Annotated in this window: 5 protein-coding genes; 1 reads left to right on the top strand and 4 read right to left on the bottom strand. The window is 42.6% G+C overall.

Annotation, left to right across the window (positions count from 1 at the left end; all coding sequences use genetic code 11):
* Positions 1 to 40: 40 nt before the first annotated feature.
* From LEPTO7376_RS20460 to LEPTO7376_RS20440, 4 genes are all read right to left on the bottom strand, one after another.
* Entirely contained in the window at positions 41 to 1,660 is a 1,620-nt protein-coding gene (locus tag LEPTO7376_RS20460) for a serine/threonine-protein kinase (protein ID WP_015135946.1), read from the bottom strand.
* 230 nt (positions 1,661 to 1,890) lie between these two features.
* Positions 1,891 to 2,334, bottom strand: coding sequence for a hypothetical protein (locus tag LEPTO7376_RS20450; RefSeq protein WP_015135945.1), 444 nt, complete (start codon positions 2,332 to 2,334; stop codon positions 1,891 to 1,893).
* A 285-nt stretch (positions 2,335 to 2,619) separates the two neighbouring features.
* Positions 2,620 to 4,467: a hypothetical protein gene (locus LEPTO7376_RS20445; RefSeq protein WP_015135944.1), complete on the bottom strand. Its 1,848-nt coding sequence runs from the start codon at positions 4,465 to 4,467 to the stop codon at positions 2,620 to 2,622.
* Between the two features lie 3 nt (positions 4,468 to 4,470).
* Entirely contained in the window at positions 4,471 to 5,148 is a 678-nt protein-coding gene (locus LEPTO7376_RS20440) for a protein phosphatase 2C domain-containing protein (protein WP_015135943.1), read from the bottom strand.
* A 417-nt stretch (positions 5,149 to 5,565) separates the two neighbouring features.
* Here LEPTO7376_RS20440 and LEPTO7376_RS20435 point away from each other — a divergent pair, with 417 nt between their 5' ends.
* Positions 5,566 to 15,972, top strand: a complete 10,407-nt coding sequence (locus LEPTO7376_RS20435; protein WP_015135942.1) for an RHS repeat-associated core domain-containing protein — start codon at positions 5,566 to 5,568, stop codon at positions 15,970 to 15,972.
* Positions 15,973 to 15,982: the final 10 nt, after the last annotated feature.

Below are 15,982 nucleotides of genomic sequence, written 5' to 3'. Positions count from 1 at the left end.
AAAAGCAATCCAGTTCAAACTAATCGCTAAAATTAATGGCTTACAGTTCCATCAAATTGGTATTTGTTTTCGCGGCCTCAAGCTTCAATAAAATTTTGCCCTTAAGTCCCTCATAGGCTTCCTTCAGCCTTTGTTTACTGGCGGATGGGTTCGAACCTTTCAATTGTTGTCCGTGGTCAGCCCAGCGAATGAGTTGCTGTCGTTGTCTGGTGGCGATCGTTGCTTTGGTCAAATGATGATATTGTTCAGGTTTCCCGAGGGCGAAGAGCAAAATACAATAATCACCTTTCTGCGCCAACGTGCGGGCGATTTGTTGGCCAACAGTCGTTTTTAGATCTAGATAGCAAGGCAGCCATTTTGCCCCAAACTCACTGTTATAAAGTGCCGTAATCCACAGCAACATCGGATGAGGTACTTCGATACAAAGGAACTGGTTATAACGACTATTTCTAGATCTTTTGAGCAGCTCCTCTTCATCCAGCATTCCCCATAAACTAGGAATCGCGCGGTTCTCCTCATTAATCACATGAGGAAAGACAATTTTTTGTTGAGGTTTATCCGCTGGCCAAGATAACTTCTTGCAAATATCGATAGTCGCTATCGTGACATCGTTACTTCTATTGGCACTGAGATCTGGGGAATAGGATTCTGGTGCGAGGGGTGTAGTGGCAGAGATGATGCGCGTATCTTCATCTGGTTCTGCAACGGATTCATCTGTGACACTAATAGGGGTCAGGGCGATCGCCGTATCTGGCTTAGATGAAACTTTTGGTAGAGGACGGCCAAACTGCTCCACTAACGGTTCCATTGCCCGCCAAATATCATTCGCGCTTTGGGGACGCTCCTCTCGATTTTTTGCCATGCATTGCATGATGATCGAAGCAATGGGCTCTGGGATATCTAGATTTGGATCAAAAGGAATGGGTGGTGTGTCGTGGTGTGCCCGATACCAACCGCCAAAAGAATTTGTTTCCGGCATCACAGGCATATCGCCAGTCAGCATCTCGTACATCATGATGCCGAAACTATAGATATCAGAGCGAAAATCAAGTTCTTTGCCTTCCATTTGTTCGGGTGAACAGTAGGCAAGGGTTCCCATAAATGAGTGGGTCTGATCGGCACCAGCTTGGTTTAGTTTTGCAATACCAAAATCCAGTACTTTTACAAGTTCACCGAGGGAGGCATCTTCGAGGACAAGAATATTACTGGGTTTGATATCCCGGTGGATGATAGATGACTGTTCGCCGTGAAACTTGATCCCTTCGTGAGCCGCTTCCATCCCGAGACAAATCTGCCGAACAATCGTGAAAAAGCGAGGGATAGGAATAACTGATTGCGCAATGACATCATTCAGGCTATCCCCTTGGAGATATTCCATTACATAGAATGGAATGCCCCGCTCATCGACGCCATAATCCCGCACTCGCACGATATGGATGCTTTTTTCACTGAGTAGGGCACAGATTGTTGCTTCTCGCTCGAAGCGTTCGCGCATTTTATCGTTGAGCAGCGTCTGGGATAAAAATTTGACTGCAACAGTGACACCACCAAGGGTCGTATCTTCGCCACGGTAAACTCGCCCCATTGCTCCTTGCCCGACAAGATCAATGAGACGGTATCGCTCTGCCAGTATGCGATTAATGTTGGGATCTGTGCTCATGAGGTGGGGAAAAGGTCTTTTTCTGTGTCGGGTTATTTATCGAGAGAGTAAAGAGGAAAGAGGAAAGAGTAAAGAGGAAAGAGAAAAAAGGAAAGAGAAAAAAGGAAAGAGAAAAAAGGAAAGAGAAAAAAGGAAAGAGAAAAAAGGAAAGAGAAAAAAGGAAAGAGAAAAAAGGAAAGGAAAGAAGAAAAAAAGGTTATTTGCAATGCTGTCGCGCAATGGCACGATTCTTAGGTTTGTCTTCGCAGTGTTCCTTCGATTGTACTCGTGAGATAGTGTCCCGCAAGTATACCGGCTGAGTATTGATATTGATCAGCATCGACTTGGTAAAAGGTTTCAAAGCCGCTACGGCGTTGGCGATCGCCGAGCACCCAGTAGCGCTGAATAATCGATTCGAGACCAACCCAACCTTCTCCTTCAACCCGACCCAGAATACTCTGTTGGAGGACATAGGTATATTGGCGTTCGCCGCTATCGAGGCGACCTTTATATTGATAAGAAATTTCTGGGCGATCAGCATCAGGAAAGATAAGCTTCGTGACCATTGTGAACCAATTGTTCTGCCCCCAAGCAACAATCGTTTTCCCCTTAACGGTGGTCGGCATTTGATTACGCTCTATCCACGTACCAGTGAGAGTCCAACGACCTGCTTCTAACAAAAAACTATGGGTCACCGTCTTGTTCTACTCCTTGCCATTGCTTGCTTTTGTCCGAGCTTGCCAATGCTTATCTTGCCCAAGTTGATCCCAAAACGATCAGGTGTCTATGACTAGATTGCCACAAAGTATTTGGGACGACACTACGATGAGCTGATCCAACATATCCATTGTAAGGAGTTCTGACGGCTTCGGTGAAATTTCTTCGGTGAAATTTTCCGCGCCATGATGCCTATCACAAAGGGATACCTTACTAATGTATTTTCGGCTAATTTTGCTCTTCCTCCTTTCGGAGGCGATCGCCTAATTTCCGCAAAGTTCAAGGGTTGGCAATCGGTAAATACAGTGGGTATCCCAGAAAAATAAGGCGGTGGGAGTTTGGACAAGATGCAAGCCTGCTTCAAAATCGACTGCTGGTATTTTCAAATCATGAAATTCTAGCTTGTCACCATTCACCGTCAATAGTTTTAAGCCAGCATCCGTAGCAATGTACAATCCGTCTTCGGTGGCACAATGGCCATCTAGGTAAGGCAAAGTTGTGGGCGAGAAAACTTGGTGCGATCGCCGTTTACCTTGAGAATCTAGGACAATGACATGTTGCTCGATTTGCCCAGCATTTTGGAGACTAATCAGCAACCAAATATCTTGTTTGATATAGCAGTGAGTTTCAATGATTTCACCACGGAGAGGCGGTAAAATACTTTGGTCATTGATACCTTGTCGGTGAGGCTGAAACGTAAATCCACTCAGCCAATGACCCGCTTGATATAGACCAAATCCTAGATGATTTGTCACCCAGAAATGGCTTTGATTTTCTAACACATCTCCAATAAATCCACGTCCAAGAGAACGATCACCCCACAGTTTTCCTTGATGGAGCCAGTATCGTTTTCCAGCTTGGGCAAAGAAACAAGGCTGTTGCTTATATTGATCTACGGGCAAAGTTAAATCCGATTTAAATTCTGATCTGACAAAACATAAAATCGTGCCATTTTTGCCGATATAGGTGTGATCGCCATCGATCCAAAATTTCAAATCTGGACTGCGATCACCTTTGAAAATTACTGCACCGGTTTCCCGTTTAAATTCACCATCTTCCCAGTAGAGATAATGTGTTTTTGTGGGCGTAAATTGTGTTGTGATGATCGTGCCTTTGGTCTGAAAGATTAATTGTTTGCCTACAAATGTCGGTTGGGTAATTGCAATAGGTTGAATTTTACAAATGGGACAAGATTTTTGACTATGAATTTGTCCACAACTCGAACAGGTTTGCCATACGAGATTTGTCAGTAAATCAACAGGAAATATGCCTCGCTTATCTTTCTCTGATAAGTCTCTAAAATACTGAATTAGATCATCATTCAAAATGCTGTAAGGCAATGATGGTTTCGGATATTTTATTTTAGGATTAAAAACAGTAATGCGATGGAGTGACCTAGAAATTTGAGGAATTGTTTTATCTGGATAAATGCCACCATATAAATCAACGTAAAGCAAGCATCTAAATAGTAATAGACTATAGGCATACCAATCAGATTCCTTATTATGAGTATGACTTAAGTCTGGATAACTTAGATTGGCATCACAGAGAATCGGATCCACAAATCTAGGCGTAAATACTTTGCAGAGAAAAGTATCAAACTGCCAAGAATCTGTATCAATAAAATAAGGTGTTTTTTGCTGAACTAAAATATTTAGATCGTTAAAATCTCCAACAACAATATGTTTATTATGTAATGTTTTTAGGGTCTTGTGTAGTTGAATAAATAGATTAGTAATTTGCTGATGACTAATGCCATTTTGCTCACGAAAGCGACGATCGCCATATCGATATAAAGGCTGAGCATCCTTAAGGTATGACATGGTATAGCCGACAATCTTGTTGCTTTTGTCAGTGACTAAATCTTTGAGAGCAAGGACATTTTCTGGTAAACCTTTAGGAAACTGAATGAGTTTTTGTTGATGTTGAAGGATACGCTCTTTTGCCGCAGTTTGTGCATTTGTATCATTGGTAAAACTTGGATGTTGAGGCGATTTGAAGAGTTTGACAACTTCAGTAGAACTCAATGTATAAACTTCAGCTTCACCTCCTTGTCCAATGATTTGTTGAGGAGATAGTTTAATTTGTTTTTTTTGAATAAAATATTTCATTGTTTAATCCACAGATAATTGATGACGAAGTGTAATCAAAGTCGTGTCGTCTTTTGATAAAGATTCTTTTTTCTGGGCGATCGCCAAAGTACGGCGTATTTGATCAGGATTTTTGAAGTATTTATCAGACTGCCAGAATTCGCTTAATTCTTTTTGTTGAATCCATTCCTCAATACCATCTGTCCCAATGAATAATGAATTCAAATCTTCTGTGGAAATTTCTGCATATATCTCTAGTTTTGTTTCTGGATAAATTAGATATGGAGGAGCATTATCTTCATAAGAAATCTGTTTTATTTCATCATTAATGGCATATATTCCATCACCACATCCGAAGATCACGCTTTGCTCCTCTGTCACCACAAAGCCGAGTAAGGTAAACAAATAATAGTTTTGGAAATTTGGGAGCGCTGGGAAATTTTGTAGAAGATTTTGTCCAAACTCCTCAATCTTTTGTTTCGTTAAAGGCTGAGGTAAGTGGGTAGCGATCGCCTCAGCTAATAGCTCTACTGCTAACCATGCACCGACTTCACTATGGGCTTTACTGCCGCAACCATCTGCAACGATGCCAATGGCATAATCAGTCGCTGATTTTATGGCGATCGCATCTTGATTATTTTTGTTGACCCGTCGATGTTCTTTCCCAATAACGGAGCCTGCTGCCCACTCAAAACCATCCATAAAACAATCAACCTCAAAATACACTTACTATTATAGTGTGTTTTTTACACAATTGATGCGGGTGAGGGGGACCTTTCGAGAAGAGTTGAGTTTGCTTGCGGGCGAGTACCTGCACGTAAGCTTTCTGAAATAAAGATTTTGATGATGAATTTTATGAACTAAAAGATTCTTTATTTATCAAAAAAATAAGCGAGGAATAGCCGAAATGTACGCGTGAAAAATTTAGTTTGACAGATCTTGAAATCCTGCATATGATGACCGTGCTCATAACAAAGACTTATCAAGTTCATGAGTTTTGTGAATAAGTTGCTGAAAGAAAGTTGTCTTCAAACTTTTCTCTTCATTACGAATTGAAAAGCTTGAATTTACTGTTTTTCGCCTCATTTCTTTTAGATTGTTTCCTCCTGTGATTAAGCCATGGAAAGTATCGATTCGAATTTGAATGGTCTAGGTTTTGGTGCTGGCGATCCCAGTATTCTGCCAAAACAATCAGATGACTTAGAGCTATCAAGTTTCGACAATCAGAGCGATAAACCGTCATCCCTCACGGAGCTTGAGACTTTAGAAAGTTTGCCATTAGCAACTTCTTTATTAAGCTCAATTAACACGATTTTTCCGATAGGAACTACAGCTTTAAATAGCGAGCAAGAGGCTGAATTTGATGGATTGATTCGTTCTAGTGAACTATTGACAGGAGTCACTGTTTTAGCAGGAGCAGATGTCCATTTAGATTTTGATGAGACCTCTGGAAATACTGCAGAAGATAATCAAATAGAAGAAGGAAATCAGTTTGGTACTTTAATCAATGGGGCTTCATTTCAGGTAGAGTCTGATTTCTTGGGTGGAGCTGTTGTTTTTGATGGGATTGATGATTATGTGGCGATCGTCGATTCAGAATCAATCAATATTGGCAGACATGCTACTCGCTCGTTAGGTTTGTGGTTTAAGCTAAACAGCTTGGATGATGAACACCAGATTATCTATGAGGAAGGAGGGCAGAATCGAGGGCTCAATATTTATGTTGCGGATAGTCAACTCTATGTTGGCGGATGGAGCCTGCCAAATGATAAATGGCAAGGTACATATCTTTCTACGGGCGATATTAGTGTCGATACATGGCATCATGTCGCTTTGGTTTTAGATACAGAGTCAGGAAATAGAACAGTTCAACCTGACTCTTTCTCTGGTTATTTAGATGGCATACAGTTTGGCTCCGGAGATGGAGTTGAGCTATTTGCTCATGGCAACGACATTGGCCTAGGAGCACGTAACGGTAAAACGCTCTTCCACGATGGGGTTGGACGACGACCAGGAAATTATGCACTGGATGGGGCGATCGCCGATTTCCAGCTATACAATCGAGCACTTAGTTCAGAAGAAGTAGCGTTGTTGGCAGCTCAAGATAGTGCACCGCAACTAGATATTGCTATTCAATTGGTGAATGATACTTCTACATCAGGGGCACCAAATGATGATGGTATTACTCGTATTCCTGATGTGACAGCTCAAGTTGAAACGACGCTGACGGATTATCGTCTTCTGGCTTCTTTTGCTGGTCAAGCAATAGCAACGGATATTACCCAGTTTGTGGATGTTAATGGTGAAATCAATCTGACTCAGCAAGAGCTGGAAAATGTATTTGGGTCAACTCTCATTGATGGCGACTATAGCTTGACGCTACAAGCACTCGATGCAGAAGGCACTGAACTGACATCACAGTCTTTAGCTTTTACGTTAGATCAAACTGCGCCAACCATACGGTTAGAGAGTCCGATTGTTGAAGGTATCCATAGTCCAGAAGGGCGCTTAGTGGGTTCACTTACTGATGATTCAGAGATTGCGATCGCCACTTATCAGCTAGATGGTGGGACGGCAGAAACGATTACTGTCGATGCGGATGGTCGTTTTAATTTGCCACTCTCAGTCACAGAAGGATTGCATCAATTGCAGGTGAGTGTGACAGATACAGCCGGAAACCAAACAACGCAAACATTAGATTTCTCGGCGGCGGCAGATACTGGTGTCACTCAGCCGGATGGTAGCCAAGGTTGGTATGGCACAACTGCAACATCGGTGGTTTTAGGGGAAGAAAATAGTCTGGTTAGTGAAGCCTATTTACCTGTAACCCTTGGACAAGAAGAAGGGAGTCGCACTCTATCATTCGATGTTCAATCTATTTTTGATCGGTCAAGTGATGGGGCATTAGGCGATCGCCTGTTGGTCTATCTCGTTGATGATGCCAACCCTGACCAAACCTTATTGGATATGGGGGTTGCTGGGACTCCTCTATTTGTTTTGGGAGAAACAGGAGCAGAATTCCAGCCAGGGTTAGTTCGTTACAACGGCACAACAGTTGAAATCGATACCACTTCCATCGCTGATGCAACTGAGGGAAGATTAGTCTTCCAATTACTCAACTTTGATGGCGATACAGGTAGTGTTATTCGGGTCGATGATCTGGAAAACAATGTAGATCCAGAAGGTCAAGCGAGTCCGATATTTCCCATGAATCGCACTGTTGTCCAGGCAGGAGAGGCGATCGCCCTAGATGACTTAAATATTTCAAATGATCTAAAAGCTGTCTTTAAACAAGTTCGTTTTGATGCTGCTACTGGAACTTATCGCGCTGACTTACAAATCACAAATACAGGTCAAGATAATCTCAGTCGTCGCACCGTAATTCGCTTTGGAAACCTTCCTGATGGTGTTGAAATTCTGGGAGTCTCTGGCGTTGATGCAGAGGGTAATCCTTACATCAATTTAGAAGAGGCAATCTCAACAGGTGGCTTGAAGCCTAATGCGACATCCGCTGTTCTTGAAATCGTTGTTGAAAATCCCGATTTCGTACCCATTGACTGGCAGCTAGATGTCTTCAATGCTGGTATTAATCAAGGACCTATTCTCGAAACAATTCCTGAATTGACTGTCAAACCGGGAACGCCATTCGAATTTACTTTTGCTGCTAGTGATAGCGATGGCGATTCTATCCAATACTTCCTTCGCACTGATACAGCTTTACCCACAGGATTGTTGCGAGGTGATGGTACTCTCGCGCTTGATGCAACCCCGGAAGAAGTTGGTACTTATACCTTTGATGTCGTTGCAACTGATGGCGTTAATGAAACAACTCAGACTGTGAGCCTCACTGTTGCCGAAGACCCCATTAAAACAACAAGAATTTCCGGCACTTTAGAAAATATTGCAGAGGAACCTCTAGCTGGCGTTCTGGTAACTATTGGCTCACTGGAGACAATGACTGAAACTGATGGTTCATTCTTCTTTGAAATCCCAGAAGGTGACACCTTACCAAGTGACACCTTAAAAATCTATGCCGATGCTTTAACTGGCGATGAAGTTTATCCGTTCCTTGCTGAAAAATTGCCTTTGACCTTGGGTCATGAGCCATTCCTAGGTGTAGAGAATGTGATTGAGCGCCCGATTTATCTACCTCCTCTAGATGTTACTAACGGTCAAACCATAGATCCAGCTGTAACAAGTACCGTCACAACTGATGCAATACCTGGTGCTGCTGTCACTGTGGCTGCTGGTAGCCTCATGGATCAATCTGGCCAACCATTCACTGAAACGCTCAGCATTACGGAAGTTCCTCTTGACCTCACACCTCTGACATTACCACCCAACTTATCCCCCGACATGGTGGTAACTATTCAGCCAGGCGAGATGGTCTTTGATATTCCCGCTCCTTTATCTCTCCCAAATCTGGCAGGATATGGCCCTGGTTTACAGATGGACTTATGGTCGATCAATCCAGAAACCGGTGATTTCGATAAAGTAGGCGTCGGTCAAGTGAGTGCTGATGGCTCGGTTATAGAAACGATTGAAGGTGGCATTCTAAATAGCAGCTGGCATTTCTTTGCGCCACAACCGATTCCTCTTGCCCCGATTGCTGGTTCGGTAGCTGTTGGGTCAGCAGTGGGAGGAAGTGATGCTGCGAGATATCAGGAACATACTTGTCCACAACACATAAGCTCAACCGTTGATTTAAGTTCAGGGGCCGTCGTTGAATCCCATGACTTAGTTACATATCAATCTTTGGGAACTAGTCGTGGTGTGCAGTTACGGTATGACTCACTGAGAGCTGATCCTCGGCCAATAGTACAGTTTGGCTACAGTGACTTTGACCCTCGTGCTCAGAATCCTACTTTCACAGATCAATTACGGTTGATGGCTGACTTGACCATCCATGGTGATGGTTTTGACTATCAAGTCCCTGGTTTTACCGGAGGTGAATTTGGTCTTAATGGTGGTGAGCACTTCTGGTCAATGACTAGTGAAGTTGGGGATGTAAATGCTTCACTTCAAGCAGATTTGAGCGAGTTTGAATCTGGTATTTATAACTACTCCCTGAATACAGGTATTCGACTGTTTAATGCTGGCCGCTTTTTGGGAACTTCCGAAGCGACTCAAGGCGAAATTATTCATATCAATGAGCGTGATAGTTTTTTTGGAGCAGGTTGGGGAATTGTTGGTGTCCAGAAACTGATTGAGGCTTCTGATGGATCGATACTACTCATTGATGGCGATGGTCGTGAACTAGTATTTGATCCTCCTACAAATGATGTTTATGGCTCTCCTCCAGGAGATTTCTCAACCTTAGAAAAGTTGGCTGATGGGACGTTCCGCCGAACAATGAAAGACCAAATAGTCTACCAGTTTGATGCTCAAAACCATCTTGTTTCAGTTACTGACCGGAATGGAAATCAGACGCAACATATCTATGAAAATAACTTATTAACCAAGATTGTTGACCCGGTTGGATTGGAAACTATTTTTGGTTATACCGATGGCAAGGTCACCAGCATTACTGACCCAGCTAATCGAACAACTCAACTGGTTTATGATGCTGCTGGAAATCTAATTCGCATTACTGATCCTGACCAATCAGAACGGACATTTGGATATGATGACCAGCATCATATGACGTCTGAGATTGATAAGCGCGGCAATATAGAGCGGACGATCTATGATTTTGCAGGACGCGCAGTTCAAGGGGTTCAGAAGGATAGCTCGACTATTCAGGTAGAAATAGCTCAGACAAAAGGCTTATATGAGGCTGAATTCACAGCGTCGCCTTTCAATTCGCCCTTAGCTTATCGAGAAGACCAAAATTCATCTTTATATTCTGATCAAGATGGTAATACTTCTGAAACAGTTCTCGATAGTGCTGGACAAAATGTTTCCTCAACAGATGAAAATGGTAATACAGGCTCAGTGGAGCGGGATGAAAACAATCTAATCGCTCGACGCGTCGATTCAAGAGGAAATATCATCAATTTCACCTACGATAATTTAGGTAATCTTATTGAATCATCTGATCGAATTTCTGATTTACCATCAACGATTAACTTAAATAATTTAGATGGAACCAATGGGTTCAAAATTGAAGGTATAGAGCAAGGTAGTCGGCTTGGATATTCTGTTAGCAAAGCAGGGGATGTTAATAGCGATGGTATCTCCGATATTATTCTTGGCTCTCCTGGTAGTAGCGATGGTAAAGGTAAAAGTTACATTATTTTTGGCCAAGAAAATAATATTTTCGATGCAAACTTTGACTTATCTACTCTCGACGGCAATAACGGTTTTGCGTTCCATGGTGGTAACGCAGGGGAAAATGCGGGTTGGTCTGTAAGCAATGCAGGAGATATTAATAATGATGGTATTGATGACGTTATTATCGGAGCACCTATTGATATTCCTGCGAATATTGTTGGGGCAGGAATTGGAGAAGCATATGTTCTTTTTGGCAATTCAGTAACTGCTGATGTCTATTCTGAGTTTTTTATTGAAAGCTTAGCTCCAATCTTTGGCTTCACTGTTAATGGCTCTCAAGAAATTGATACTTTAGGTATTTCAGTAAGCGGATTGGGAGATGTCAATGATGATGGAATCGATGATATTGCTATAGCTATACCTTTTGCTACAGGAGTGAGTGGCGTTGTTGAGCGAAGAGTATTGGTAATCTTCGGTTCGACGGATGGTTTTCCTAATAGTTTTACTGAAGCTTCTTTAGATGGTAGCAATGGTTTTGTTCTTATTGGGAATCAAGACGGATTGGGACTCCCTGGAGCTATTGATGTTAGTGGGGCTGGAGACATTAATGGAGATGGAATCGATGACATCCTCATTGGCTCTGGCTTCGCTAATTCTAATGGTCTTGGAGGAGCTGGCTCAAGCTATGTTGTATTTGGACGTACAGAAGGTTTTGAATCAAGCTTTAGCTTATCTACCTTAAATGGAATCAATGGATTTACAGTTGATGGTTTAAGTCAATCATCTCGTACTGGCATGGTCGTCAGTGAAGCAGGAGATATTAATGGCGATGGTATAAATGATCTTATTATTGGCGCAGCAGGCATTGACGAAACCTATGTTGTTTTTGGTCGTATAGGAAATTATGAAGCCAACTTCGAGCTATCTTCCTTGGATGGTAGTAATGGCTTTGTCATCGAAGGAGTAGCGCGTACTGGTAACTCAAATCTTCCTTTTGTAAGTAGTGCGGGTGACTTTGATGGTGATGGTTTTGATGACATCATTATTTCAGCACCAGGTGTTGACGTTGATGATGCTTCTAGCGCTGGAGCTGCTTATCTTGTTTGGGGAAGGAATGGTGGTTTTGCTGCTAGAGAAGATATTTCTACCTTAGAGAAGGTTACACTTTCAACAGTCATTGAAGGCGCTTCTATTAACTACAGAGTTAGTAGTGCAGGAGATTTTAATAACGATGGTTATGAAGATCTTTTGATTGGTATACCATTTAGTCCAACTGATAATGGAAGTTTTAGCAGCGATGGCAATAGTTACGTTGTATTTGGCCGCCAGCGTGGAGAATTTGGGACTTCATCCTATAGTTATGATTCGGTATTTAGTCAGCTAACAAGCTATACGGATGAATTGGGGCATCAGACTTTATTTGATGTTGATCCTACCAATGGAAATATTCTCTCTGAAACGCGAGTAGTTGGCGAAGTTGGTGGTAGTGATGATCAGGTTACTGTATATACCTATACTGCCAATGGGTTGGTTGACTTGATGACGGATCCTTTGGGTCGAGTCACGGATTATGATTATGATTCCTTTGGCCGTGTTACTCAGCTTATTGTCGCTAAAGGAACGATAGATGAAGCGATTCAACAGTTTGAGTATGATGCAGCAGGAAATCAGACTGCATTTATTGATGAAAATGGTAATCGTACTCAGTATGGCTACGACGAGCTTAATCGTTTAATACAACTCATTGAAGCAGATCCAGATGGTATAGAGCCTCTAGAATCTCCAATTACTTCCTTCATTTATGATGCAGCAGGTAATGTTGCCAGTATTGAGGATGCTCGCGGTCACGAAACAACTTTTGATTACGATGTTCAGCATCGCCAGACTTCTATTACTAATGCTTTGCTCGGTGAAATGGAGTATGAGTATGACAACTCCGGTAATGTAATTGCGGAGATTGATGAGCGGGGTAATGTTACTCGATATCGCTATGATTCACGCGATCGCCTAATCGAAACTATCAATCCAGAAGGTGGAAAAACTCGATTTAGATATGACGGCAATAATAATTTAATTGCCTTAGAAGAACTGTTGGATGATGGTACATTCCGCAGTACAACGTTTGGCTATGATTCGCGCGATCGCCTGATTCGTGAAGTAGATGCTAAAGGTTCTGAAACTTTGTATGAGTATGATGCGGCTAATAATTTGACCGCGATTGTTGATCGTAATGGCAACCGTACTGAGTTTCGTTATGACGAGCTTAATCGCTTAATGGAAACTGAGGATGCACGGAATCAGGTTTCGTCTCAGGCCTATGATTTAGCAAATAATTTAATTAGTTCTACTGATGAACTGGGTCGCATAATGACCTATCAGTATGACAACAGAAATCGCCTCACCCAGATTAATCATCCCAGTCCATTTAATGCAGAGTCCGTTAATTATGCCTACGATGCTGTTGGCAATTTGCTGTCTGTTTCGGATGAGCTGGGTCGTACCACTTCCTATCAATATGATGGCCTGAATCGTCAAGTCTCAATATTGGATCCGCTGGGTTATCAAACTCAGTATCAATATGATGCGAATGATAATCTTACGGCGGTTATTGATGCTCTCGGACGGACAACACAATTCACCTACGACAAGCTGAATCGTCAACGCACCCAAATTGATGCGCTCGGTGGAATAGTAACAACGGGCTATGATGCATCCAGTAATGTCACATCGATCACAGATGAGCTGAATCGCACAACGACTTTTGAATACGATCGCCGCAATCTCCTGACAAAGGTCACCGATCCTCTTGAACAAGTTACAACGACAACCTATGACATTTTGGGTCGAGTAATTTCGACAACTGATGCTCTCGGAAATACGACTCAAAATCGCTATGATAATCTCGACCGCCTCATTGAAACAGAGGATGCAACAGGGGCAGTGGTTAAATATGACTATTATGCGGAAGGTCAAATTCTGAGAGTTACCGATGCAGAACAGAACACCACTGGCTTCCGTTATGATGAACTCTATCGATTGACGGAGCGTGACACAGATTCTGGCAGTGAACAGTTTGTTTATGATGCTGTTGGCAACCTCATTGGTGCTTTTGATCGTAATCAGAGAGTAAAAGTCTTGAATTATGATCAGCGTGATCGTCTTATCAAGGAATTCTGGTTTGATGACTTAGCCCATCTACAAGAGACATTTACGGCGGGTACTCCACTTGAAGAGCTAAATAATTTGGATGACTCTAGTAACCCGACTTATTTGGCAGAATATGACTACAATGCCGCCAGTGAATTAACTCGCGCGAGTGATAACTATTCGACCTATAGCTATGAATATGACCTCAATGGTCGTCTAGAAGAAGTTGATAATCTCGGCACGCCAAATCTCCCCAATGTGGTCTTTAACTATGACTACAATGCGGTGGGCGATCGCCTCTCAGTTACAGACACAATCAACGGCCAACAAAATGGCGTTGAAACATTCACCTATGATGACCTGAGTCGAGTTACCTCTATTACCCAAACCGGAACGAATGTCACCGATAAGCGGGTTGACTTTAGCTACGATGCAGCAAGTCAGATGACTGGGGTGACACGTTACAGCGATTTGGCGGGCAATAATGTTGTCGCAAATTCCACCTATACCTTTGATTCTGTCGGTCGTCTGGAAGAACTAAATCATCTCAAAGATGGCAATCCCCTTGCGTTCTATCGATTTGAGTATGACGATGCGAATCGACTGACACGCTTTGAATCGGTGGATGGCAGTAGTGACTTTGATTACAACGAACGGGATGAGCTGACCTCAACCGACCACAGTTATCAAAATGATGAGGCTTACAGTTATGACGACCAAGGCAATCGCACCAATGATGGCTATGTCACTGGTCTAGAGAATCGATTATTAGAGGATGGCACCTATACCTACACCTATGACAACGAAGGAAATCGCCTAACTCGCAAGGAAATTGCCACGGACATCGTTGATGAATATGGCTGGGATCATCTCAATCGCCTCGTGAGTATCACCACTAAAGATACTGATGGCAATGTCATCAAATCCATCGAATATACCTATGACATCTATGGTCGCCGCATCCTGAAGGTGGTTGACAGTGATGGTGCTGGCACAAATTCTGCTGAAACAGAAGCCTTTGTTTACGACGGTGAGCACATTGCACTAGTCTTCGATGGGGAAGAGAATCAAACCCACCGATATTTGCATGGGCCACAGATTGATCAGGTCTTAGCGGAAGAAACTGCTGATGGCGAAGTGCGTTGGGCATTAACGGATCATCAGGGTTCGGTGCGGGATGTCATCGATAATGACGGCGTAATTCTCAATCACATCACCTATGACAGCTTAGGTAATATCACTAGTGAAACTGATAGTGAAGTCAGTTTTCGCTTTAGCTATACAGGTCGAGAATTTGATGAGGAGTCAGGTCAGTATTTCTATCGAGCGAGATATTACGATGCGGCGATCGGGCGCTTTATTAATGAAGATCCAATCGGCTTTGCTAGCGGTGACGTAAATCTCTTCCGTTATGTAAATAATAGTCCCTTGAACTATGTTGATCCTTCTGGATTATTCACTGAGACATATCCACCAAACTCTCTCCCAAATCCGATTAATTGGCTCAGAGGAGGTGCTGCTTTTGTCAAAAATGTTGCTCCAGTAGCATTAAAGGGCGTTGCACAAGGTTCAGCTGCCGTAGCACCATTTCTATTCCTTCCTGGCGGGTTGTTGAATCCTCGTGCGACTTCAGATAGCGTAGTTCCTGATTTTATCCGAGAAGAAGAGTCCCGTAATCAACCTCCTCGAAATGACGAAGGCTCGATGCCTATTCCGCAAGTAAATATAGCTGAAGAACTGCAAAAGTTAGTAGAAAAGAACCGAAAAGAATGTGAAGACGATGACGAAGTTTACAGAGATTTTGCCCATGGCACATCTAAAGAGGACGCCCTTGACATCTTAACTTATGGTATCAATGAGACACGTGCTAGAAGTCGATATCCTGGAGGACAAGGGCTGCCGGGAAGTTTTCATACAGTTGATCTCCAGAGAGAGCCAGCAGCACTTCAAATTGCTTATGAGTTTGGACTTAGAAAGGCTCCGGATCCTGTGATTCTAGTTATGCGAGTGCCGGAATCTGACTTTGATAAATTAGAAGCAACAGGTCAAGTTTTCACACAAGAAATTGGGCAGTCAGGAGTTAACGAAACTGTTTTCAGACCTAGTTCTTTTGAAACTTTAAATAGAGTTGCTATTTTCACTGAAGCTATTGATCCAAGTAAATAATACTTTTTGC

This window comes from [Leptolyngbya] sp. PCC 7376 (genome assembly GCF_000316605.1).
In the GTDB taxonomy this organism is placed as follows: Bacteria; Cyanobacteriota; Cyanobacteriia; order Cyanobacteriales; family MRBY01; genus MRBY01.
The sequence above is the reverse complement of the archived record's forward strand: the minus strand, read 5'-3'. Positions and strand labels throughout refer to the sequence as shown.